We start from the raw sequence: 21,578 nt of genomic DNA, 5'->3' as shown, positions 1-21,578 counted from the left end.
GGGGCGCAAGGACACAGACATGACGAAAATCTGGAAAGAAACCGGCTTCGTGACAGACGACCCCTGGGTCGTCGAGACCGAGGAAACCAAGGCCGGCTCGAACGAGAAGGCCATCCTTGGCCTCGATGCCTTCATCGAGAAGGCATCGTCCGGTGACAGCGGGCTCGGCGTGCTGATCAACCCGGCGGACGATGTGACGCGACTTCTTCCGTTTATCGAGCAGATCTCGTTGATCGCCGTGGCTTTCCCGGCCTTCAACGACGGCCGGGCCTTCAGCCATGCCTCGCTGCTCAGGGCACGCCTCGGTTATGGCAAGGAAATCCGCGCCGTCGGCGATGTTCTGATCGACCAGGTGCCGCTGATGCTGCGCTGTGGCATCGACAGCTTCGCCGTCACCAACGAAACGGCGCTCAAGCGCCTATCCGAGGGGCGGCTGCCGGGGATCGACAATCACTACCAGCCGACGGCCCGCCCGTCGGCGGATGCGAAATCCTACAGCTGGCGCCGGGTCTCCTGAGAGCTGCGACAGTCTAAAGCGCGCATCAATTCGCAAAAAGCGCTATAATTGGAACGGATTTGCTTCCAAAGCCGTGCCGTTTGGAATATCCGCTGATACCTGAAATAAACAGTCATCATTACAGGACCTGACGCCGAGATGAATGCTCCTGCCAAGATCGAAGAATTTGCCGCAACTGCTGTGCCCGCCGGCGTGTTTGCCGAAACGGTGACTGCCGTCAAGCATTATACGGACCGGCTGTTCAGCTTCCGGATGACGCGTCCGGCGGAGTTCCGTTTCCGTTCGGGCGAATTCGCCATGATCGGCCTGATGGTCGACGGTAAGCCGATTTATCGCGCCTATTCGATAGCAAGCCCGGCCTGGGACGATGAGCTCGAATTCTTCTCGATCAAGGTTCAGGATGGTCCGCTCACTTCGCGTCTGCAGGGCATCACGCCCGGCGATCAGGTTCTCATGCGCAAGAAGCCGACCGGCACGCTCGTCCTCGATGCCCTGACGCCCGGCAAGCGCCTCTATATGTTCTCGACCGGCACAGGCATTGCGCCGTTCGCCAGCCTGATCCGCGATCCGGAAACCTTCGAGAAGTTCGAAGAGGTCATCCTGACGCATACGACGCGCGACGTCGCCGAACTGAAATACGGCTTCGACCTGATCGAGGAAATCCGTAACCATGAATTCCTGGCGGAACTGGTCGGCGACAAGCTGCGGCATTACGCGACGGTGACGCGCGAGGATTATCCATTCAAGGGCCGCATCACCAACCTGATGCGCGACGGCAAGATGTTCTCCGATCTGAACCTTCCGGCCTTCGATCGGGCTGTCGATCGCGGCATGATCTGCGGCTCGACCGAGATGCTGAAGGAAACCAAGGAAATTCTCGAAGCGGCCGGCCTGACCGAAGGCGCCAACAACAAACCGGGTGAATTCGTCATCGAGCGTGCCTTTGTCGGCTGACGCCACTGCTGAGTTTGGACGTTGAGGGGCGGCTTGCGGGCCGCCTTTTCTGTTTTTGCGATGCAAGCCGCGGCAACGCACTACCGTTCGCCGAGATAATCCATCAGCTTTTCCATCGCCGCTGATGCAGCCTTCGGGTCCGCCTGGTTGATGGCGCGAATGACCTTGACATGCAGATCCACCGAGCGGTCCATGCGTTGCGTTGAAGCGGCACTGAACCACAGCCTTCGCGCGTGCGTCTGCAGGGGCGCCAAGGCCGATGTCAGGTAGGCGTTGGGGCAGGTGGCTTCCATGATTTCATCGAAAGCCTTGTCGGCAGCAAGAAAGCCCTCCATGTCGGCATTGATCGAGCATGCCGTCATCGTCTGGGCACATTCGATCATGGCCGCGCGCGCGTGCGCACTTGCATTTTCGGCGACGAGGCCCGCGGCGAGCGGCTCCAGCGTGCGGCGCACCTGCATGACATGGCGGTGGTCGTCGGGTTTGATCATGGTGATCTGCAGCCCGACGCGGGCGCGAACCTCGATCAGACCCTGCCATGACAGCTTCTGGATTGCTTCCCGCACCGGTGTGCGGCCATGGCCGGCCAGATCGATCAGCTGCTTTTCCGTCACCAGCGAGCCGGGCCTGAGCTTCAGGGTGACGATGAGGCTTTCCAGCGTCAGATAGGCAAGATGCGCCTGTGATGATGATCCCGACATGCTTTTCCCTGAACTCTGATATATCAGACATTGACACAACGGAAAATGAATGGCAAGAATGCTGATATATCACAGCAACGGAGGTTCCCATGTGGCGCGGCGTATTCCCGGCAGTAACAACGAAATTCACAGGTGAAGGCGATCTCGACAAGGCGGAGATGGAGCGTTGCTTTGCGCTGCAGTTTGAAGCCGGCGTCGACGGCATGATCGTCTGTGGTTCGCTTGGCGAGGCCATGGCGCTCGATCCGGAAGAGAAGCTGGAAATCCTGAAAATCGCCAAATCGGTCGCTGGCAACAAGCCGGTGCTGATGACCGTCTGCGAAAGTTCCACTCGCCGCGGCGAGGCTGTCGCGAAGGCGGCTGCCAAGGCCGGTGCCGATGGCTTCATGGTCCTGCCGGGTGTTCCCTACAAGTCGGCGCCGGCCGAAACGCTCGGTCATCTCCAGGCAATTGCCGCTGCCGGCGGCCTGCCGATCATGGTCTACAACAATCCCGTCGCCTATGGCGTCGATATCACTCTCTCGATGTTCGATGAATTGGCAAAGAACGATCTCGTCGTTGCCATGAAGGAATCGACCGACGACATCCGTCGCGTCACCGACGTCCTGACGCGTTTCGGCAACCGCTTCGATTGTTTCACCGGCGTCGACAATCTGGCACTCGAAAGCCTGCTGATGGGTGCTGACGGCTGGGTCGCCGGCCTTGTCGTGGCCTTCCCGAAGGAGACCGTGGCAATCTGGAAGCTGGTCCAGGCCGGCCGTCTGGACGAGGCCCGCGCCATCTATCGCTGGTTCCGGCCGCTGCTCGATCTCGATGTCTCGACCAATCTCGTCCAGAACATCAAGCTTGCCGAAGTCTTTGCCATCGACAGCAACGACCGCGTCCGCGCGCCGCGCCTCCCGCTGTCCGGTGCCGAGCGCCAGCGCGTGGCTGCGATCATCGAAAAGGCGCTTGCCGTGCGCCCGGAACTTCCCACGCTCTGAGACTTCCGGGTCGGATCAAGAAAAAAAGGGGGCCGGATCGTGATGATCAAGTCCCTTTTTATCAAATGGCGGGCGCTTGCTAGAGAACGAAATAGCCCCTCTGCATCGAGATCGCGTCATCAAGATGGACGGCAAAATCCGCCTTCTTGTCGCCGTCCGGATCATCCGCTGGTCGAAAAGGCGCGCGAGGCGCTTGCAAAAGGCGATCTGAAGTAACCTGCGGATGTCTTGCCTTGCCGCTTTTGCCCAGAGCGGAATTTGCCCGCAAACACAAAAACTTGAGCACGCCGAATAAAGCCCGCCCGAAAATCGTATGCTCTACAATAGCTGTTGACGAAGCTCGAGGGGCTTGCCAGTCTTGCCTCGGGGATTCCGGCGACGGCGGGAATTGTGGGGGAATATTCTGTGAGCGCGGGTGGTGTTCTTGTCTGGTCGTTGATGGGATTCGCGGGGCTTCTGGCCGTTCCCGCGGTCAGTCACACCAATGCCGGCACGACCCTCTCGCTGATGGCCTCGTCGATGGCTTTCACCGGCATGGGGATCGCCCAGTTCATGGCGACGCGCCCACCGCTGATGGAGCGCCTTTTCGGCGGCCTCGACCGGATTTACCGGACCCACCGCCGGGTCGGCATAACGGTTTTTATCCTGATCCTCGTGCACTATTTCATCACGCCGGATTTCAAGGGCCTGTCCCTGACGAGCGGGTTGAACAAGCTGGCGGCATCGATGGGGGAATACGCGTTCTACGGCCTGGTCGTGTTGCTGCTCTTGAGCATCTTCAAGATCATCCCGAAGACGAAGATCGAGATCCCCTATCACTACTGGCGGTTGACGCACCGCTTCATCGGGCTGCTGTTCATCATGGTAGCCTTCCACCAGACCTTCATCAAGCGGCCCTATGACGGCACCGCGATGCTGGCGACCTATCTCAACATCTTCGCGCTGATCGGCACGGCGAGCTATATCTACACGCAGCTATTTCCGTGGTTGCGCACGCGCAGCTATGAGGTCTTCGACGTCAAGCGCCATGACGGGGCGACGATCATTTCGGCGCGTCCGACCGGCCGGCCGCTCAAGGCAAAACCCGGCCAGTTCGGCTTTTTCCGGGTCAGCAAGCCGGGTCTTCGCGAGCCGCACCCCTTCACGATCGCCGGCATGGAGGAGGGCGGTATCGTCCGTTTCGCGATCAAGCCATTGGGGGATTTCACCATGGCGCTGCGTGAAAACATCGCCGTCGGCGATCGATTGAAGCTCGAAGGAGGCTACGGCCGGTTCAATCATCGCCGTGGTGGCAAGAAGCAGATCTGGCTCGCTGGCGGCATCGGTGTGACGCCTTTCCTCGCGATGGCCGGGCGCCTCAAGGGTGACGAGGGCCAGGACATTCATATGGTATATTGCGTGCGTGATCGAAGCGAGGCGATCGGTCTCGAGACGTTCGAGGCGCAGGCAGAAAAACTTCCGAATTTCAGTTTTACTTTGCATGATTCAAAAACCGACGGACGTCTCGATGCGACGAAACTCGCGGCCGCGAGCGCAGTCGATCCGGCGGGAGCGGACCTTTGGTTCTGCGGCCCGCCACCTCTACGAAAAGCCATTGAAAAAGGACTGAAAGAACTCGGGAAAAAGCCCGGACGGGTCGAGTTCGAGCTGTTCGAGTTCCGCTGATACCGCATCGCATATTTTATCGTTTGAGAAAGCAAGGGGAACAAGCCATGCGCATGTTCGATCAAATGCCTGGGAAAATGATCCGCAGCCTGCCGCGACACATGCTGGCGATGGCGGCGGCCGTGCTGGCGATGGCGCACTGTCCGCAGACAGCCTCCGCGCGCGATGCCTTTGCCGATGATGCCTATGCGACCTACAAGGCAAATGTGGACAACGGCAAATATCTGTTCAGCGCAGCCGGCTGCGGCGCCTGCCACGGGTCGGGGAGCAATACGGAGCTGCTTTCCGGCGGCATGGAGATGGATACGGCGATCGGCAAGTTCTATGCGCCGAATATTTCACCGCATACCAATGGCATCGGCGGCTGGAGCAATGCACAGTTTCTCAATGCGGTGATGCAGGGCATCGACCGTGACGGCAACCATCTCTACCCGGTCATGCCCTATACGTCCTACGGCGGCATGAAGCCGGAAGACGTTCTCGACATCAAGGCCTATATCGACACGCTGGTGCAATCCGATGCCGTCTCGCAGGAACACGAGATCGCCTTCCCCTATAGCCGCCAGACGACGATTACGCTGTGGAAGCGCAGTCATTTCAATGTACCCGTGTATCAGTCGCGCGAAGAGACGCAGATGGAGCGCGGTCGTTATCTCGTCGAAAACGTCGGTGGCTGTGGCGATTGCCATACGCCCCGAACCACCACCTACGGCCTCGATGTCGAGAACGCCTATGCCGGCGAAAAGGGCCTGACCGGTGCGGTTGCGCCTGATATCACCAAGGCGCGCATGGCAAGCCTTGCCTCTCCCGAAGTCTTCACCGTTGGGCTGATCGACGAAGGCAAGAAGCTGTCCGGCGCGCCGCTGACGGATCCGGTGATGCGCGAGATCGCGCACGGCCTGTCGAAGCTGACGGAAAAGGACAGGACGGCGATCTATGCCTTCCTGTCCGACCGCGAGGTCAAGCCGCCGGAACCGGTCGCACAATCGGCGACTGCCGTCTGCAAGGAAAGCACGCCGGAAGCCGCGTTGTCGGGAGACAATGCAGCGCTTGCGGTGCAGGCTGATGCCTTCATCGGCAAATATTGCCGCAATTGCCACGGGCCGGGTGAAAGCTCGCAGGGCAGCTATTCGGCCGGCGACCTGAAATCGATCGCCGCAGACGCCGCCTTCGTGGTTCCCGGCGATGCCTCGAAATCCCGGCTGTTCACGTCCGTGACCAGCGGCCGTATGCCGCTCGGCAAGCGCCCGACCGCCGAGGAGGTGAAAAGCCTCGAGGACTGGATCAATTCGCTCAATCAGTCGCACCTGCCGCAGACGGCGGCGACGAAGCCGGACCGAACCCGGCCGATGCTATCCTATCGTGACTTCATCGAGGCGGGACTGAAGGACATTTCCTTGGTCGGCGAACTCGACCGGAAACACATGCGCTATTTCTCCTATCGCAACCAGTACAACGGCATGATGGGCTGCGAGGCGGACAAGACCTTCATGAAGCGCATGGAGGTGCTGGCCGGCGGCTTCAAGAAGCTCCTGAACTCGCTGTCCTATGGCCCGAAGCTGGTGCTGCCGCAGGAAGTCGAGGGAACCAACGGTCTGATGGTACGCGTCGACCTTCGCGACCTGCAATGGTCGGCCGAGGACTATAACTTCCTGATCTCGCAATATTTCTATGGCGTCGATCCGGCGAGCGACGCTTCGCTGCTGGCCTTGACCAAGGAAACCGATACCATCCTGCCGATCATGCGCATCGACTGGTTCATGGCCAATGCCGCCAAGCCTAAGATCTACAATCAGCTGATGAAACTGCCGACCCAAATCCGGGAGCTTGAGAAGCGTTTCCAGATCAACGTGGATGAGAACATCCGCCGCCGTCAGGTGCTCAGAGCCGGTTTTGCCGATGGTTCGTCCGGGGTGTCGGATCACAACCGCATGCTGGAACGCCATGACATGCCGTTCGGCGGCTACTACTGGAAATCCTATGATTTCGGCGGTGATGTCGGCAAGCAGGTGTTGAAACGCTTCCCGCATGGCCCGAAGGAGATCGAGCCGCTCGATGCCGGTCTGACCGCCTTCCAGCATGACGGCGGCGAAATGATCTTCTCGCTGCCGAACGGGTTGCAAGGATATTACCTGTCCAACGCGGAAGGAAAGCAGCTCGATGTCGGCCCGACCAGCGTCGTCTCGTTCCGCGAGCGGCCGATCGGCAAGGGCGTCGAGATCACCAATGCCCGCTCCTGCTTCGACTGTCATGCCAACGGCATCCTGTCGAAGCGCGACCAGCTGCGCGAGCATATCGAGACCTCAACGCTGTTCAGCAAGGATCAGCAGGCGATCCTGCTTGACATGTACGTGCCGCAGGAAGAGCTCGACGCTGCCTATAACAAGGATCGGCAGCGCTTTGTCGAAGCTCTTGTGAAGCTTGGCGTGACCGAGCCGACGCCGGATGGCAGCGCGCAAAGCATGCTGGCGCCAGGCAACGCGGAACTCGTCACCTATTTCGGTGACAAATATGAGGACGAGCTCGATTTCGAAGCTCTGGCGGCGGAATTCGACATGAAGCCGGACGAGTTTTCTGCGACGATCAAGCGGGTCGAGGATGTCGATGTGCTGCGGCTGGGGCTCGATTGGGTGACGACGCTGGAAGCGGGCGGAACCATCCCGCGCGTCGAGGTCGAACAGCAATTCCCGCTGCTTCTGTCGCCGCTGATGCAGCTGAAGGCGCTCGACACGACGACGGTCAAGGTTGCGGCGATGGCGCAGACGCAGGAGGTCGCCGGCCAGACCGCCCAGCAGACCCCCGTCAAAGCGGAGACGATTGCGCAGGCAACACCGGCCTATCGGCAGGAAAAACCGGCCGAAGGCAAACTGGAACTCGCACTCCAGGTCGCTTCGACGACGGCCAAGGTTGGCGATCAGCTCTCGTTCGAGCTGAGCTCCAACAAGGCCTGCGAACTGCAGGTGCTCTATGTCGAGGAAACCGGCAATGTCGAGGTCATACCGGATGCGATGATCGGCAATACGACATTGCAGGCCGGCGAGAAGCGCCAGATCCCGCAGCCAGGCACCGGCAACCTCACCTTCGATACGCCAGCGCCAGCCGAGACAATGATCGCTTATTGCCGTGAAGGCGGCCTTGGCGATCAGAAGCTCACAGTGGAACGCGCACGCCAGCTGGTGGCAGCGTCGCATCTGCCGCCGACGCGCGGGCTCGCCATCAACCTGGCGAAGAAGGCCGAAGACGACAAGGGCGCAAGCGGCCTCCAGGTCGTGACGTTCGAAATCAAGCAATGACGGAGCGCCCGGTCGCTATCGGCGGCCGGGCGATGTTCGAAACACTGTGGAATGGAGACGACGGGGCCATGAAGATCGTGGTTGTGACATCGCTATTGGCATTCGTCGCTGGCCCGGCCTTTGCGGCTTGCGATGCGCTTACGCAGGTTGCCGAGGCGACCAATGCCGGAAATGAGGCGCTGGCAAGGCAGATTGCCGGCGGCCAGGCGCCGGGCTGTAGGGCGGATGACAAGGCGATGATCAATCGTGTCGCGGCGCTCGCGTCGTTCAACCGGATCGTCGGCGCCGTCGGGCAGGGCGCTGACCTTACGGATTTCGAGCCGGAACTCGAAACGATCCGCACAAGCAATGCGGCACCTTGGCAGGTCTTCGACGCGCTGGGCGATATTAACCGCGGCCGCCGGGACTATGAGGCGGCAGCGCGCTACTATCAGTTGGCGTTGGAGGATGCGTCGAACGAAGTGCTGACGCCGGGCTGGATGGCCCCGGATGCAAAATACATTGTCCGGCTCGATCGCATGGCGACCGAAATGCGGCTGGCGGCACCGCGGCCCGTGAAACTTGCCATGCGCGGCGCCTGCAAGGTCAGCTATCGCGGCGTTTCGCTGAAGAAGAAATCGACGCCGGTGCGATACGTTTTCGGCACCGCCGAATTCACGCCGGAGGGGCTGGGTGCGGCCAAGGACCTTTCCGAGTGTCTCAAGTCGGTGAAGCCGAAGGCCATCACGCTGATCGGTCACACGGACCCGATTGGAGGTGCTGAGGCCAACCGCGCGCTGTCGCTGGAGCGCGCCGAGGCGTTGGGGCAATACCTTGCCGCCGCAGGATATGCCGGCGAGTGGAAAACCGTGGGCAGGGGCGAGGACGACCCCTTCAAGGCGGACGATGCCAGCGCCTATGACGAAGAAACGCTCAACCAGATGCACCGGCGCGTCGAAGTCGATGTGGAGGACTGAATGATGCTGCGCGGCCTGCTGTTGTCCCTTCTGGTCTCCGCCGCACCGCTCAGTGCCGCTTCGGCGAAAACCTATGCCCTGGTGGTCGGCGTTGATGCCTATCCCTATGAGGTGAGCCTTGATGGCGCCGTGAAGGATGCGACCGACGTCGAAGGCGCGCTGCGGGGGGCGGGCATCGACCGGATGGCGACCTTCTTCGATGCGGCTGCGCGCAAGGACGATATCCGAGCTGCATGGACGGGCTTTATCGATGCCGCTGGCGAGGGCGATACGATCATTCTCACCTATGCCGGCCACGGGGCGCAGATGCCGGAGCTCGTTGCCGGTGATGAGGCGGATGGGCTGGATGAATTCCTGCAGTTGCCCGGCTTCGATCGCAGCCGGGCCGAGGAGACCGATCACGAGATCATCGTCGACAATGAGCTGAATGCCTGGTTTTCAGAAGCCGAAACCAAGGGCGTGCATGTGCTGTTTGTGTCTGACAGCTGCCATTCCGGGGGCATGAGCCGCGCCTTTGCCGGCAAGACACGGCTTGCCCCTGCGGTCACCGTCAAGCTGCCGCCACCCTCTGAGGAGGCGGTCTCGGGAGCTCAGGTCAAGGAGACGCAATTCCGCCAGGTGACGGTGCTTGCCGCCTCGCTGGAAAGCCAGCCTTCGCCCGAAGTGATCATCGGCGGCGAAGCGCGCGGAGCCCTGAGCTGGAGTTTTGCCCGCGCAGTCGAGGGATCGGCGGATCGGAACCAGGATGGCCGTATCTCCCGGGTCGAACTGGAGGACTATGTCTTTGCCAATGTGAAGCATCAGTCCGAGGCCCTGCAGGTCCCGAATTTCACGCCACAAGTGCCGCGCTCTGAGGATGAGGTGGTCATGCCGCTGACCCGCAGCGTAGCGACGGCCGATCAAAGCGTGCAGAAAACGCGCAAGCCTGTGAGCGAAACCGGCTGGGACGGTAAGCTGGCGCTGACGGTCAGCGGCTCGCAGATGGTGCCGGAAAATTCCGGCGGTAATGGCGTACCATATCGCTGGGATGCAGTGGGCGGCGTCTTCTATACGCCGAACGGGGACGTGGCCGGCGAGAACATCAGCGAAGGCAATGTCCAGGCCGTCGTCAACAAATTCATTCTACTCGATTTTCTGAAGGCGATGGCGAGCCAGAATCCTGGCACCGTATCGTTGACGCCGCAAAAGGATATCTATGCGGCCGGTGACCGGTTGGCCTTCGACGCACCAGCCTCCGGATTTAAGAACATGATCGTCTTCAACCTCGCCAATACCGGCGAAGTGCAATTGCTGGACGTGCAGGCGGAGGGGACTGAAAGCCACGAGTTCAAGCTGACCGACTTGCAGGTGGTCGAGCCTTTCGGCGCGGACCATCTCATCGTCATCTCGACGAATGAACCGGTCGATGCCATCGGCGCTGCGCTGGCGAGCAAGAACGTCGATGCCGCGACGCTGCAGCAACTACTGATGACCCGCATTGACGGCACCGATACGAGTGTCGCGATCCAGCCGCTCTACACCCGGGAAAAACTCTGATGGCCCTGCTGCGAACTGTCTCGGGATTTCTGCTCGGTGCGTCGGCTTTGCTGTTGGCGCAATCGCTGGCGGCAAAGGCGGAAGACCGGGCGTTACTGGTCGGCATCGGGACCTACGAAAGCCTGCCGGAGGACATGCATCTCCATGGGCCGAAGAACGACGTCAAGGCGATCGAGGCGCTGTTGACCGGCACGCTGTCCTTCAGGCCGGAAGCCATTCGCGTGTTGACCGACGACAAGGCCAGCCGCGAGGCGATCCTGTCCTCGGTCAACGACTGGCTGATCGCTGGAACCGCGCCCGGCGACCGGATTTACTTTTACTTTTCCGGACATGGACTTCAGGTGAAGGACGTCAGCAAGGATGAAGAGGACGGGATGGACGAGGCATTGTCCACCTACGACATCAAGGCGGGCGAAGCGGATTGGACGAACGTCATCCTCGACGACGATCTGGAAGTGCTGCTGGAGAAGATGAAGGGCAGGGCGGTGACGCTGGTGATCGACGCCTGCCATTCCGGCACGATCTCCCGCGCTCTTTCGGCCGACAGGCTTTCGGGCACGAGCGGCGCGCGTTACCTGCCGCGTCCCTTCGCCAAAGCATCGAAGGTCACGCGCGGCCTGCGGATCGATCTGGGTGTTATCGACAAGCCGGCGGAACTGACAGCCGGTGGCGTCACCGCCTGGAGCGCAGCCGCCCCTTATCAGGTCGCCTGGGACGATGTCCGGTTGCCGATCGAAGACCGTCACGGCGTTTTTACATCGGCCTATGTAGCCGGCTACAAACCTTCGGAATCGGATGGAAATTCCAATGGCCTGGTGAGTAATGCCGAGCTCTTCCAGTATGTGACGACAAAGTCCAAGGACTATTGTTCGGCCCAGGAAAACTGCGACAATCTCGATCCACAGCTGGAAAGCGTCCCCGACACGCTCGGCACGAGTGTTGCCAAGCCGGAACCGTACAAGACGGAACAGACTGCAACGGTCGCGGGCCAGCAACAAAGCAAGCCGGAACCGGTTTACCAGGAGGCGAAGATCGATGCTGGGGCAGCGCCGGTCTATGTCGACGCAAATCCGGTGGCAGCCATCGGCGACATTATCGGCAAGGCCGATACGGGCGACGTGACGGTCTCGCTCGATACCGGTCCCGCGCTGAAAAAGGGGCAGGCCTTCAAGGTTTCTGTCACCAGCAAGTATGACGGACATCTGGTATTGCTCGACGTGAACGATCAGGGTGTCGCGACGCAGATTTTCCCGAATGAGATGGCGCAAAAGATAACGCCGCTTTCGGCAGGCTCGACGCTGATTATCCCCGACGACTATTACGGCTTCGATTTCGAGGCAGATGGCAGTGGCGAGAATGTGCTGGTCGCCATCGTCGTCAGCGACGACCTTGATCTGAGGGACGTCGCGCCGGCGGCGCAGGGGCTGAACGCTGAACTCGACGCGCGAAGGAAACTAAGCGAGATCGTCGCAAAACTCCAAAAGGCATGGACGGGCGATACCGAAAATCGCGGCCTGCGATGGTCGCTTGGAACGCTGAAATACACGATAGAATAAGGATTGCGAGCCATCAAGCCAGAAAGCCCGCGACGGTCGCCGCGGGCTTTCTGCTGTGGGTGTTTGCTGGGCCGCGACAGACCTAGTGGAGGATCTGGCTGAGGAACAGCTTGGTACGCTCATGCTGCGGATTGTCGAAGAATTCGGCTGGCGAGTTCTGCTCGACGATCTGGCCCTGGTCCATGAAGATGACGCGATTGGCGACCTGACGGGCGAAGCCCATTTCGTGGGTGACGCAGATCATCGTCATGCCCTCTTCGGCAAGGCCGACCATGGTGTCGAGCACTTCCTTGATCATTTCCGGATCGAGCGCCGATGTCGGCTCGTCGAACAGCATGACGCGCGGGTTCATGCAGAGCGAACGGGCGATTGCCACGCGCTGCTGCTGACCACCGGAGAGCTGGCCCGGATATTTGAGAGCCTGTTCCGGGATCTTGACGCGCTTGAGGAAGTGCATCGCGACCTCTTCGGCCTGCTTCTTTGGCATCTTGCGAACCCAGATTGGCGCCAGCGTGCAGTTCTCCAGGATCGTCAGATGCGGAAAGAGGTTGAAGTGCTGGAACACCATGCCGACTTCGCGGCGCACTTCGTCGATCTTCTTCAGGTCGTTGGTGAGTTCGATACCGTCGACGACGATCTTGCCCTTCTGGTGCTCCTCCAGCCGGTTGATGCAGCGGATCATTGTCGATTTTCCGGAGCCTGACGGACCGGCGATAACAATGCGTTCGCCGCGCATGACCTTCAGATTGATGTCGCGCAGAACGTGGAAATCGCCGTACCACTTGTTCATGCCGACGATTTCGATGGCGACGTCCGTGGACGAGACGGTCAGTTTCGATGCCAGAGCTTCATTTGCCATGACGTTTTCCCCTTAATTGTTATCGTTTGTGGCCCTTGTCGAGCAGCCGTTCCATGAAGCCAGAATAGCGCGACATGCCGAAGCAGAAGAGCCAGAAGATGAAACCCGCAAAAACAAGGCCGGAAAGCGGTGTCACCGGTGACAGCCATTTGGCGTCGCCGAAGGAGACTTTGACGATGCCCAACAGATCGAACATGTTGATGATCGATACGAGCGACGTGTCCTTGAACATGCCGATGAACGTGTTGACGATGCCCGGGATGACAAGCTTGATCGCTTGCGGAAGGATGATCAGCGTCATCTTCTGGAAATAGTTGAGGCCGAGCGAATCTGCGCCTTCCGACTGCCCCTTGGGGATCGCCTGAAGTCCACCGCGGATCACCTCAGCCATGTAGGCGGAGGCGAAGATCGAAACGCCGACGAGCGCTCGGAGGAACTTGTCGATCGTATTACCCGGCTCCATGAAAAACGGCAAAAGGACGCTTGCCATGAAGAGCACGGTGATCAGGGGGACGCCGCGGATAAGCTCGATGAAGACGACACAGAAGGTTTTGACGATCGGCATCTTCGAGCGTCGCCCGAGCGCCAGGAGAATACCGAAGGGCAGCGAAACCGTGATGCCGATAAAGGAGATGATCAGCGTAACCATCAGCCCACCCCACAGCGATGTTTCGACATGACGCAGACCGAACACGCCGCCGAGCAGCAGGAAATAGCCGACGATCGGCAACGCTACCAGCAGGAGCAGGGCGTTGAGGCCCTTGCGCGGCACCGACGGGATGAGCATCGGGACGAGCAGGATCGCGAAGAGAGCGGCAAGCAGGTAGGGGCGCCATGCTTCGCCCCGCGGATAGGAGCCGATCATGAACTGCTGGAACTTGTCGCCGACATAGGCCCAGCACGCGCCGCTCCAGCCATCCGGCTGGATGCCGCCTTGGGCGACCGTCGAGCAAAAGGTGCGGTCTGTACCGGTCCATTGCGCCGAAAGGAACAGCCAGTCGATCACCCCCGGCAGGTACCAGAGAATGAAGCTGAGAGCGAGCACGGTCAGCACCCCGTTGCTCAGCGATGAGAAGAGATTCTTCCTCGCCCAGCCGATCACCGTTGAATCAGCAAGCGGAGCCGTTTCGGCCGGGAGGAAGGTATGGCGGACGTAAGCGATGTTTTCGGCCATGTCAGCGCTCCACCAATGCCATTTTGGCGTTGAACCAGTTCATGAAAAGCGACGTCACGAGGCTGATCGAGACATAGACGATCATCCAGATCGCGATAATTTCGATGGCATGGCCACTTTGGTTGAGGATGGTATTGCCCACTTGAACGAGGTCAGCATAACCGGCGGCGACCGCGAGCGACGAGTTCTTGGTGAGGTTAAGATATTGCGACGTCAAAGGCGGTATGATGATGCGCAGCGCCTGCGGCAGGATGACCAGCCGCAATGCGCGTGCGGGCCGGATGCCGAGCGCGTTGGCGGCCTCCGACTGGCCTTTGGGAACGCCGCGGATACCGGCGCGGACGATCTCGGCAATGAAGGCGGCCGTGTAGAGCGAAAGCGCCAGATAAAGAGAGAGAAATTCGGGGCTGATAAGACTGCCGCCGCTCAGGTTGAACCGCCCGAGTTTCGGAAAATCGAACGCGATCGGCGCGCCTAGTGCCAGAAAGACGATCAGCGGGAGGCCAATGATGAGGCCAAGCGATACGATGAGAACCGGCGGGCGTCTGCCGGTCACCATTTGCTGGCGGTTGGCCCAGATCGCGAATGCGATCGACGCCACTATGCCGAGGGCAAGGACAATCCAGACATAATTAAAGGCGGGGTCGAAGATCGGCTTCGGGAAGTTGATCCCGCGATTGCTGATGATGAAGGAAGGATCGCCCACGCTCGGATCGGCCGCCTTGGCTTCCTCCGTGGCTTGGCGGATGAGCTTGAAGTCCGGGAGGATTGCCAGAACGCCCTTGTACCAGAAGAAGATGACAAGCAGCGGGGGGATGTTGCGGAAGATTTCGACGTAGATCGTGCACAGGCGCGCGATCAGCCAGTTGTTCGAAAGCCGGCCGATACCGACCAAAAGGCCGACGATTGTTGCGGTAATAGTGCCGAAAAAGGCCACCAGCAGCGTGTTCAGGAAGCCGACGGCCAGAGCCCTCAGATAGGTCGAATCCGACGTGTAGGCGATAAGCGACTGACCAAGGTCGAAACCGGCGCGGCCCGAAAGGAAACCAAAACCCGCCGTCATGTTGGCGCGGGCAAGGTTCTCTGCCGCATTTGTCCAGGCCTCATAGATCAGCCAGACGACGACCAGGACAGTCAAGACCTGGAAGAAGTACCCCCGATATTCCGGGTTATAAATAATCGATGATGCGCGACGGCTTTTCCCGTCGCTGATATCGGCCGCTGCCATCAATTTCCCCTGGTTCTATCGCCCTGTTTCCCGGGCTTTATTTTTTGAAAAGCGGAAGGCGGCGAGCCGCCTTCCGATCACCGGCGCTGTGCTTAGCGGATCGGCGGGGCGTATTGCAGGCCGCCCTTGCTCCACAGTGCGTTCAGGCCGCGCTTGATCTTGAGTGGCGAACCTTCGCCGACGTTGCGCTCAAAGGCTTCGCCGTAGTTGCCGACTGCCTTGACGATCTGAACCGCCCAATCCTTCGGCAGGTCGAGATCCGCGCCGATCGTCGAGCCTTCTTCTTCGCCGAGGAAGCGCTTGATGTCCGGGTTAGCCGACTTCTTCATCTCCTCGACATTTGCCTGGGTGATGCCGAATTCCTCGGCGGTGACCATCGCGAAGTGAGTATAGGAAACGATATCGAACCACTTCGAGTCGCCCTGGCGGACGGCCGGGCCGAGCGGTTCCTTCGAGATGATTTCCGGCAGAATGATGTGATCGTCCGGATTGCTCAGCGACAGGCGGATTGAATACAGGCCGGACTGGTCGGTGGTGTAGACGTCGCAACGGCCGGCATTGTAAGCGGCGTCGACTTCTTCCTGCTTTTCGAAGACGACCGGGTTGTACTGCAGATTGTTGGCCTTGAAGTAGTCGGCAAGGTTCAGTTCGGTCGTCGTGCCGGTCTGCACGCATACAGCCGCGCCGGAAAGCTCGAGCGCCGATTTGACGTTAAGGTCCTTGCGCGTCATGAAGCCCTGACCGTCATAGTAGTTGACGGCGCGGAAGTCGAAACCGAGCTGCGAATCGCGGCTTGCGGTCCAGGTCGTGTTGCGGGCCAGCATGTCGATTTCGCCGGACTGAAGCGCGGGGAAGCGATCCTTCGCGGACAGCGGGGTAAACTTCACCTTCGTCGAATCACCAAAAACAGCTGCTGCGACCGCCTTGCAGAGATCGACGTCAAGGCCGGAGAAGTCGCCGGCAGAACCCTGCGAGCCGAAACCTGCAAGGCTCGCGTTCACACCGCACTGCAGGAAGCCCTTGGCCTTGACATCTTCGAGAGTGCCGGCGGATGCCTGGCTGCCAATCCCCATGACGGCAGCGCCGATAAGCGCTGTCAAAATTCTTTTTGCCATTTTTAGAACCTTTTTCTGTTGTCTTTGTTCTCGTCCGACACCCGCTGCTCGCTGTCGAGCGCAAGGTGCGGCGCCCGCCACCCTCCTGGCGCGAGTGGTGTCTATCTCATTCCCAAAACCTCGCAGGGTCAAGACATGTTGCCGTTTTTCTGGGCCGCAGGGGTAGAATCGTTGCCGAAGCCACATGTTTGGGCAATTTTTAGCTGTGGAAAGCAGTTTTTTGTATAAAAAACCGTCAAAATCGAAATTTTCGTCAATTGCATAGCCCGTTGGTATTGGAGTCTCTTGACCCATCCGGAGAGCGGGCCGACAAGTGCGGCAACACGATTGACCTCAGACGGATTCTCCCATGAATGAAAAGAAGAGTTTTCTCGCAAGCGCGGGGCCAAACACCCTGCTGGCTCACATCGGCAACGATCCAATGGACTACCACGGCTTTGTGAATCCGCCCGTCGTGCATGCATCGACTGTGCTGTTTCCCAATGCTGCGACAATGGAAAGCCGTGCGCAGAAGTATACCTATGGCACGCGCGGAACGCCGACCACCGATGCGCTGTGTGAGGCGATCGACGCATTGGAGGGCTCGGCCGGTACTATCGTCGTTCCGTCAGGCCTTGCCGCTGTAACAGTACCGTTCCTGGCCTTCCTGTCGGCCGGCGATCATGCGCTGATCGTTGATTCCGTCTATTTCCCGACCCGGAATTTCTGCGACACGATGCTGAAACGGCTTGGGGTAAGCGTTGAATACTACGATCCGATGATCGGTGCCGGGATCGAAAGCCTGATCAAGCCGAACACCAAGCTCGTGCACACGGAAGCGCCGGGCTCGAACACGTTCGAAATGCAGGATATCCGGGCGATTTCGACTGTCGCGCACAGGCATGGCTGCGTGGTGACCATGGACAATACCTGGGCGACACCGCTTTATTTCAAGCCGCTCGACCACGGCGTCGATATCTCGATCCATGCGTCGACCAAATATCCCTCCGGTCATTCCGATATCCTGCTCGGTACCGTCTCGGCCAATGCCGCGCATTGGGAGCCGCTCAAGGAAGCCAATATCACGCTCGGCATCTGCGGATCGCCGGATGACAGCTATCAGATCCTGCGCGGTCTGCGCACCATGGGCGTGCGTCTCGACAGGCACCAAGAAAGCGCGCTGTATATCGCCCGGTGGTTGGAAGAACGCGAGGACGTTGCGCGCGTTCTGCATCCGGCGTTGCCGAGTTTTCCGGGCCATGAGCTCTGGAAGAGGGATTTTGCAGGCTCCAGCGGTATCTTCTCCTTCGTCCTGAAGGCCGAGAGCAAGGATCGGTTCAAAGCCAAGGCGCATGCCTTCCTTGATGCCCTGTCACTGTTCGGACTTGGTTATTCCTGGGGCGGTTACGAAAGTCTTGCTCTTCATGTCGGACTTTCCGACCGCAAGATCTGCGCCGCGCCGAGCGAAGGTCCGGTGCTTCGCCTGCAGATCGGACTGGAGGACGTGGCGGATATCCGCAAGGATATCGAGGCTGGTCTCGCGGCGGCGAAAGCCGTCTGACCCGCCTGCATAATTCCTTAAGTCGGAATCGACTTAAGGATAAAATTATGCAGCACTTTCAAAGTTCTAAAGCGCCGCGTGTCAAATATGACGCGCGGCGCTCTAGTCAAGCGGCTCGTATCCATAGAGCCAGTCGAAATCGGCGGCCAGGCTTTCCGGTCGCCGTATCGACAGAACCAGATCACGCCCGAGCTTGACCGGACCGCGGGCGTGATAGACGAAACGGTTGAACGCTCCACGCGAACGCACCCGGGCGATTCGGCGTTTCCTGTGCTCGGCAAAAGCGGCAAGGGACTGCCCGGCGACGGCGAAGGACGCAAGTTCAAAGGCATCTTCGATAGCCATCGCAGCGCCTTGGGCGGCAAATGGCATCATCGCATGAGCCGCGTCACCGATCAGCACGGTTTGTTCGCCTTGGTGCCAGTTGCCCTCGCTCACGCCGTAAAGGGGCCAGATCGTCGGCTCCGGTGCATTCCGCAGCATATCGACAATTTCGGGATGCCAGCCGGCAAAAGCGGCCAGCAGTTGTTTTCGCGACTCACCACGGGGCAGGGCGCGATCCGGCGTTTCGTCCGGATCGTCTCCGCCGGCGATCGCCACCACGTTGAAGCTGCGTATTTGCGGTAGCGGATAGACCACGAGGTGCGAACCGCCGCCAAGGAACGCCGTTACTTTCCTTGCATCGAAAATGGCTGGGGCATTTTCCGCATCAAGCGTCAACCGCCACGCGATATTTCCGGAAAACTGCGCTTTTCCAGAACCTTGGACATGATCCCTGATCTTGGACCATACGCCGTCGGCGCCGATCACGAGACCTGGTTCTTCCCCCGTGGTCCGGGTCAGGGAATCGCGCGATGCATCATCGATCCGCACGCCGAGATGCAGGCGGCACAATGGCTCGGCTTCAACCGCGCCAAGCAGAACCTTCTGAAGGTCGGCCCGATGCAGGACACCGTAGGGCGATGTCCAGCGATCCCGCGCGAAGCGTCCCGACGGAACAGAAGCGATCGTTCGAAGCGAGGTTCCGTTGACAAGGCAGATTGCCGCTGGTTCGCTCCAGACTTGTTCCAACTGCCGCGCAAGGCCGAGTTTTGCCAGAATACGGGTGGCGTTGGGGGAGAGTTGCAATCCGGCACCGGTCTCACTCAGGACCGAAGTCTGCTCGAGGATATCGCTGGCGATGCCCTTGCGAGCAAAACACAAGGCTGCCGTGAGACCTGCGATGCCGGCTCCCACGATCGCGACGGGCCCGCGCTGTGTCATCGAAGAAACTTTCGCCGGGCGGGCTCAGGCCGCTTTCGCATTGAAAGTGCAGCCGTCCGGCACCGTCTGGTCCGCATGAAGCCTGGCATTGTAGCGATAGAGCGTCGAGCAGTAGGAGCAGACCTTCTCGTTGTCGTCGCCCATGTCGATATAGATGTGAGGATGGTCAAAGGGCACCGAGGCGCCTGTGCACATGAATTCCTTCACGCCGATCTCGATCACTGCGTGGCCGCCGTCGTTTTGAAAGTGAGGGATACCGTGCCCGGCCATGTCGTGCTCCACTTGCGTCGTCTGGAAGAATAGTCGAATTCGGCGGCACCATAGAAAGCTTTGCGGAAAAAGTGTAGCGGCAAAGATGCCGCGGCCGCGCGTTTTTTGCCGCACCGGGGTTTTCCCCGTTGGGCCGGTATCATAAGTTCGGCGAAAAACAGGACATTCCCATGGATTTGAATCCACCGCCTTTTTCGACATTTTCCCATGATGGGCTGAAGATCGCCTATTTCGACGAGGGCGACCCGTCGGGCGATCCGATACTTCTCATTCATGGATTCGCCTCCACCGCCAATGTGAATTGGGTCTTTCCGGGGTGGCTGAAGACGCTCGGCGATGCCGGATATCGGGTGATTGCTCTCGACAATCGCGGCCATGGCGCCAGCGACAAGCCTCATGATCCGACCGTTTACCATCCACCGGCAATGGCAGGCGATGCGATAGCGCTTCTCGATCATCTCGGCATCGCCGAGGCGCATGTGATGGGCTACTCCATGGGCGCCCGCATCTCCGCCTTTCTGACGCTCGCCAATCCCCATCGTGTCCGCTCCCTCATCCTCGGCGGGCTCGGCATCGGCATGGTAACCGGCGTCGGCGAATGGGACCCGATCGCCGACGCGCTCACCGCACCTTCTCTTGATGCGGTGACCCACGCCCGTGGCCGTATGTTCCGCGCTTTTGCCGACCAGACCAAGAGCGACCGCAAGGCGCTTGCGGCCTGCATCTCCACCTCGCGCGCCCTTCTTTCCGTCGAGGAGGTGGGGCGTATCGACGTGCCGGTGCTCATTGCGGTGGGTACCAAGGACGATATCGCCGGCTCGCCCCAGGAGCTTGCCACGCTCATGCCGCATGCACTGGCACTGGATATTCCCGGCCGGGATCATATGCTTGCCGTCGGCGACCGGGTCTTCAAGAAAGCGGCGCTGGAGTTTTTGGCGAGGGTGGGGCAGGTGTAAAGCATCCGGAGCGTTTTAGCGCTCCCTTTTTATGGCCAGCCATTTATATCCGGTTCGATTTGGCCTATATCTGATCGGACGACGGACTACGAAGGAGAGCGGCGATGGTCGCCAGGACTGACTTACGCGCGACCGAGACCGTGAAGATCATGGACCCGATCTGGGATAGCCTGCAGGAGGAAGCGCGCGCCGCTGCCCAGCAGGATCCCTTGCTTGCGGCGTTCCTCTATTCGACCATCATCAACCAGCGTTCGCTGGAAGACAGCGTCATCTACCGCATCTGCGAACGGCTCGATCACCCCGACCTGCAGGCAAACCTCCTGCGCCAGACCTTTGCCGAAATGCTGGAAGACTGGCCGGACTGGGGCGCCATCCTGCGCGTCGATATCCAAGCCGTCTACGACCGTGATCCGGCCTGCACGCGCTTCCTGGAGGCGATCCTCTATTTCAAGGGCTTCCACGCGATCCAGACCCATCGGCTGGCTCATTGGCTGCTCAATCGCGGCCGCCGCGATTTCGCCCTGTACCTGCAAAGCCGTTCGTCCTCCGTCTTCCAGACGGACATCAATCCGGCGGCGCGCATCGGCAAGGGCATATTCCTTGACCACGCAACGGGACTTGTCGTCGGCGAGACGGCGGTGATCGGCGATAATGTCTCCATCTTGCATGGTGTGACGCTCGGCGGCACCGGCAAGGAGGGCAGCGATCGTCATCCGAAGATCGGCAATGGCGTGCTGATCGGCGCCGGGGCGAAGATTCTCGGCAACATCCACATCGGCAATTGCTCGCGTGTTGCTGCAGGCTCCGTCGTGCTCAAGGAGGTTCCGGCGAAAACCACGGTGGCCGGCGTTCCGGCGCGCGTCGTGGGTGAAGCCGGCTGCTCCGAGCCGTCGCGTTCGATGGACCAGTTGCTCGTTTCCTTCGAGATCTGATTTGCTGCGATTTGTCGGCTGGTGGTGGCGCCAAGGGGTTTACACCGCTTGAGGCTCCGTGCAAGAAGCGGCGCAAATCA

General features: G+C 60.0%; 18 protein-coding genes. 11 read left to right on the top strand and 7 right to left on the bottom strand.

The genetic code is table 11. The features are described 5' to 3' along the window. The first annotated feature begins 19 nt into the window (after positions 1-19). Positions 20-517 (top strand): DUF934 domain-containing protein, encoded by a 498-nt coding sequence (locus tag ACSQ2W_RS18275; protein WP_436087523.1) that lies wholly within the window; start codon positions 20-22, stop codon positions 515-517. Between the two features lie 138 nt (positions 518-655). Continuing rightward, entirely contained in the window at positions 656-1,471 is an 816-nt protein-coding gene (locus ACSQ2W_RS18270; RefSeq protein WP_436087522.1) for a ferredoxin--NADP reductase, read from the top strand. An 80-nt stretch (positions 1,472-1,551) separates the two neighbouring features. On the opposite strand, the gene ACSQ2W_RS18265 is transcribed toward ACSQ2W_RS18270, so the two are convergent. Continuing rightward, positions 1,552-2,172, bottom strand: coding sequence for a GntR family transcriptional regulator (locus ACSQ2W_RS18265; RefSeq protein WP_436087521.1), 621 nt, complete (start codon positions 2,170-2,172; stop codon positions 1,552-1,554). A gap of 89 nt (positions 2,173-2,261) precedes the next feature. Between ACSQ2W_RS18265 and ACSQ2W_RS18260 the strand changes: the two genes are divergently transcribed. The 6 genes from ACSQ2W_RS18260 to ACSQ2W_RS18235 all read left to right on the top strand — a co-directional run bounded on the left by ACSQ2W_RS18260 (position 2,262) and on the right by ACSQ2W_RS18235 (position 12,161). After that, positions 2,262-3,155 carry a dihydrodipicolinate synthase family protein gene (locus ACSQ2W_RS18260; RefSeq protein ID WP_436087520.1) on the top strand — a complete coding sequence of 298 codons (894 nt, stop codon included), beginning with the start codon at positions 2,262-2,264 and terminating at the stop codon, positions 3,153-3,155. Between the two features lie 405 nt (positions 3,156-3,560). Next, positions 3,561-4,820, top strand: a complete 1,260-nt coding sequence (locus tag ACSQ2W_RS18255; RefSeq protein ID WP_436087519.1) for a ferredoxin reductase family protein — start codon at positions 3,561-3,563, stop codon at positions 4,818-4,820. Positions 4,821-4,867: 47 nt separating this feature from the next. Continuing rightward, the gene (locus tag ACSQ2W_RS18250; protein WP_436087518.1) at positions 4,868-8,113 is read left to right on the top strand and encodes a c-type cytochrome; all 3,246 of its coding nucleotides are present in this window, start codon (positions 4,868-4,870) and stop codon (positions 8,111-8,113) included. Continuing rightward, entirely contained in the window at positions 8,110-9,069 is a 960-nt protein-coding gene (locus tag ACSQ2W_RS18245) for an OmpA family protein (protein WP_436087517.1), read from the top strand. Before ACSQ2W_RS18250 ends, ACSQ2W_RS18245 begins: the two co-directional genes overlap by 4 nt. Beyond that, positions 9,070-10,605: a caspase family protein gene (locus ACSQ2W_RS18240; RefSeq protein WP_436087516.1), complete on the top strand. Its 1,536-nt coding sequence runs from the start codon at positions 9,070-9,072 to the stop codon at positions 10,603-10,605. Next, positions 10,605-12,161 (top strand): caspase family protein, encoded by a 1,557-nt coding sequence (locus tag ACSQ2W_RS18235; protein ID WP_436087515.1) that lies wholly within the window; start codon positions 10,605-10,607, stop codon positions 12,159-12,161. The genes ACSQ2W_RS18240 and ACSQ2W_RS18235 overlap by 1 nt, the downstream gene beginning before the upstream one ends. A gap of 82 nt (positions 12,162-12,243) precedes the next feature. On the opposite strand, the gene ACSQ2W_RS18230 is transcribed toward ACSQ2W_RS18235, so the two are convergent. From ACSQ2W_RS18230 to ACSQ2W_RS18215, 4 genes are all read right to left on the bottom strand, one after another. Beyond that, entirely contained in the window at positions 12,244-13,020 is a 777-nt protein-coding gene (locus tag ACSQ2W_RS18230; RefSeq protein ID WP_436087514.1) for an amino acid ABC transporter ATP-binding protein, read from the bottom strand. Between the two features lie 19 nt (positions 13,021-13,039). Next, positions 13,040-14,194, bottom strand: coding sequence for an amino acid ABC transporter permease (locus tag ACSQ2W_RS18225; RefSeq protein WP_436087513.1), 1,155 nt, complete (start codon positions 14,192-14,194; stop codon positions 13,040-13,042). Position 14,195: 1 nt separating this feature from the next. Next, on the bottom strand, positions 14,196-15,422 hold the full coding sequence (locus tag ACSQ2W_RS18220) for an amino acid ABC transporter permease (RefSeq protein ID WP_436087512.1): 1,227 nt from the start codon (positions 15,420-15,422) through the stop codon (positions 14,196-14,198). 92 nt (positions 15,423-15,514) lie between these two features. Next, positions 15,515-16,537, bottom strand: a complete 1,023-nt coding sequence (locus ACSQ2W_RS18215) for an amino acid ABC transporter substrate-binding protein (protein WP_436087511.1) — start codon at positions 16,535-16,537, stop codon at positions 15,515-15,517. A gap of 349 nt (positions 16,538-16,886) precedes the next feature. Between ACSQ2W_RS18215 and ACSQ2W_RS18210 the strand changes: the two genes are divergently transcribed. Further along, positions 16,887-18,077, top strand: coding sequence for a cystathionine beta-lyase (locus tag ACSQ2W_RS18210; RefSeq protein ID WP_436087510.1), 1,191 nt, complete (start codon positions 16,887-16,889; stop codon positions 18,075-18,077). Between the two features lie 102 nt (positions 18,078-18,179). Here the strand turns inward: ACSQ2W_RS18210 and ACSQ2W_RS18205 are convergent, their stop codons facing one another. Both ACSQ2W_RS18205 and ACSQ2W_RS18200 read right to left on the bottom strand, forming a co-directional pair. Beyond that, positions 18,180-19,340, bottom strand: a complete 1,161-nt coding sequence (locus ACSQ2W_RS18205) for an FAD-dependent monooxygenase (RefSeq protein ID WP_436087509.1) — start codon at positions 19,338-19,340, stop codon at positions 18,180-18,182. Between the two features lie 24 nt (positions 19,341-19,364). Then, complete coding sequence (locus ACSQ2W_RS18200; protein ID WP_436087508.1) at positions 19,365-19,610, bottom strand: zinc-finger domain-containing protein; 246 nt, start codon at positions 19,608-19,610, stop codon at positions 19,365-19,367. Positions 19,611-19,780: 170 nt separating this feature from the next. On the opposite strand from ACSQ2W_RS18200, the gene ACSQ2W_RS18195 reads away from it, so the two are divergent. Then, entirely contained in the window at positions 19,781-20,566 is a 786-nt protein-coding gene (locus ACSQ2W_RS18195; protein ID WP_436087507.1) for an alpha/beta fold hydrolase, read from the top strand. 104 nt (positions 20,567-20,670) lie between these two features. Then, positions 20,671-21,498, top strand: a complete 828-nt coding sequence (cysE, locus tag ACSQ2W_RS18190) for a serine O-acetyltransferase (protein WP_436087506.1) — start codon at positions 20,671-20,673, stop codon at positions 21,496-21,498. Positions 21,499-21,578 lie beyond the last annotated feature (80 nt).

Source organism: Pararhizobium sp. LjRoot255 (assembly GCF_964252905.1).
Lineage (GTDB): Bacteria > Pseudomonadota > Alphaproteobacteria > Rhizobiales > Rhizobiaceae > Pararhizobium.
This window is presented reverse-complemented; position numbering and strand designations above follow the sequence as displayed.

Bases quoted from the DNA above. Each gene is read 5' to 3' on its own strand.
- ACSQ2W_RS18275 (WP_436087523.1), top strand. From the start codon at position 20: ATGACGAAAATCTGGAAAGAAACCGGCTTCGTGACAGACGACCCCTGG.
- ACSQ2W_RS18270 (WP_436087522.1), top strand. From the start codon at position 656: ATGAATGCTCCTGCCAAGATCGAAGAATTTGCCGCAACTGCTGTGCCC.
- ACSQ2W_RS18265 (WP_436087521.1), bottom strand. From the start codon at position 2,172: ATGTCGGGATCATCATCACAGGCGCATCTTGCCTATCTGACGCTGGAA.
- ACSQ2W_RS18260 (WP_436087520.1), top strand. From the start codon at position 2,262: ATGTGGCGCGGCGTATTCCCGGCAGTAACAACGAAATTCACAGGTGAA.
- ACSQ2W_RS18250 (WP_436087518.1), top strand. From the start codon at position 4,868: ATGCGCATGTTCGATCAAATGCCTGGGAAAATGATCCGCAGCCTGCCG.
- ACSQ2W_RS18245 (WP_436087517.1), top strand. From the start codon at position 8,110: ATGACGGAGCGCCCGGTCGCTATCGGCGGCCGGGCGATGTTCGAAACA.
- ACSQ2W_RS18240 (WP_436087516.1), top strand. From the start codon at position 9,070: ATGATGCTGCGCGGCCTGCTGTTGTCCCTTCTGGTCTCCGCCGCACCG.
- ACSQ2W_RS18235 (WP_436087515.1), top strand. From the start codon at position 10,605: ATGGCCCTGCTGCGAACTGTCTCGGGATTTCTGCTCGGTGCGTCGGCT.
- ACSQ2W_RS18230 (WP_436087514.1), bottom strand. From the start codon at position 13,020: ATGGCAAATGAAGCTCTGGCATCGAAACTGACCGTCTCGTCCACGGAC.
- ACSQ2W_RS18225 (WP_436087513.1), bottom strand. From the start codon at position 14,194: ATGGCCGAAAACATCGCTTACGTCCGCCATACCTTCCTCCCGGCCGAA.
- ACSQ2W_RS18220 (WP_436087512.1), bottom strand. From the start codon at position 15,422: ATGGCAGCGGCCGATATCAGCGACGGGAAAAGCCGTCGCGCATCATCG.
- ACSQ2W_RS18215 (WP_436087511.1), bottom strand. From the start codon at position 16,537: ATGGCAAAAAGAATTTTGACAGCGCTTATCGGCGCTGCCGTCATGGGG.
- ACSQ2W_RS18210 (WP_436087510.1), top strand. From the start codon at position 16,887: ATGAATGAAAAGAAGAGTTTTCTCGCAAGCGCGGGGCCAAACACCCTG.
- ACSQ2W_RS18205 (WP_436087509.1), bottom strand. From the start codon at position 19,340: ATGACACAGCGCGGGCCCGTCGCGATCGTGGGAGCCGGCATCGCAGGT.
- ACSQ2W_RS18200 (WP_436087508.1), bottom strand. From the start codon at position 19,610: ATGGCCGGGCACGGTATCCCTCACTTTCAAAACGACGGCGGCCACGCA.
- ACSQ2W_RS18195 (WP_436087507.1), top strand. From the start codon at position 19,781: ATGGATTTGAATCCACCGCCTTTTTCGACATTTTCCCATGATGGGCTG.
- cysE (WP_436087506.1), top strand. From the start codon at position 20,671: ATGGTCGCCAGGACTGACTTACGCGCGACCGAGACCGTGAAGATCATG.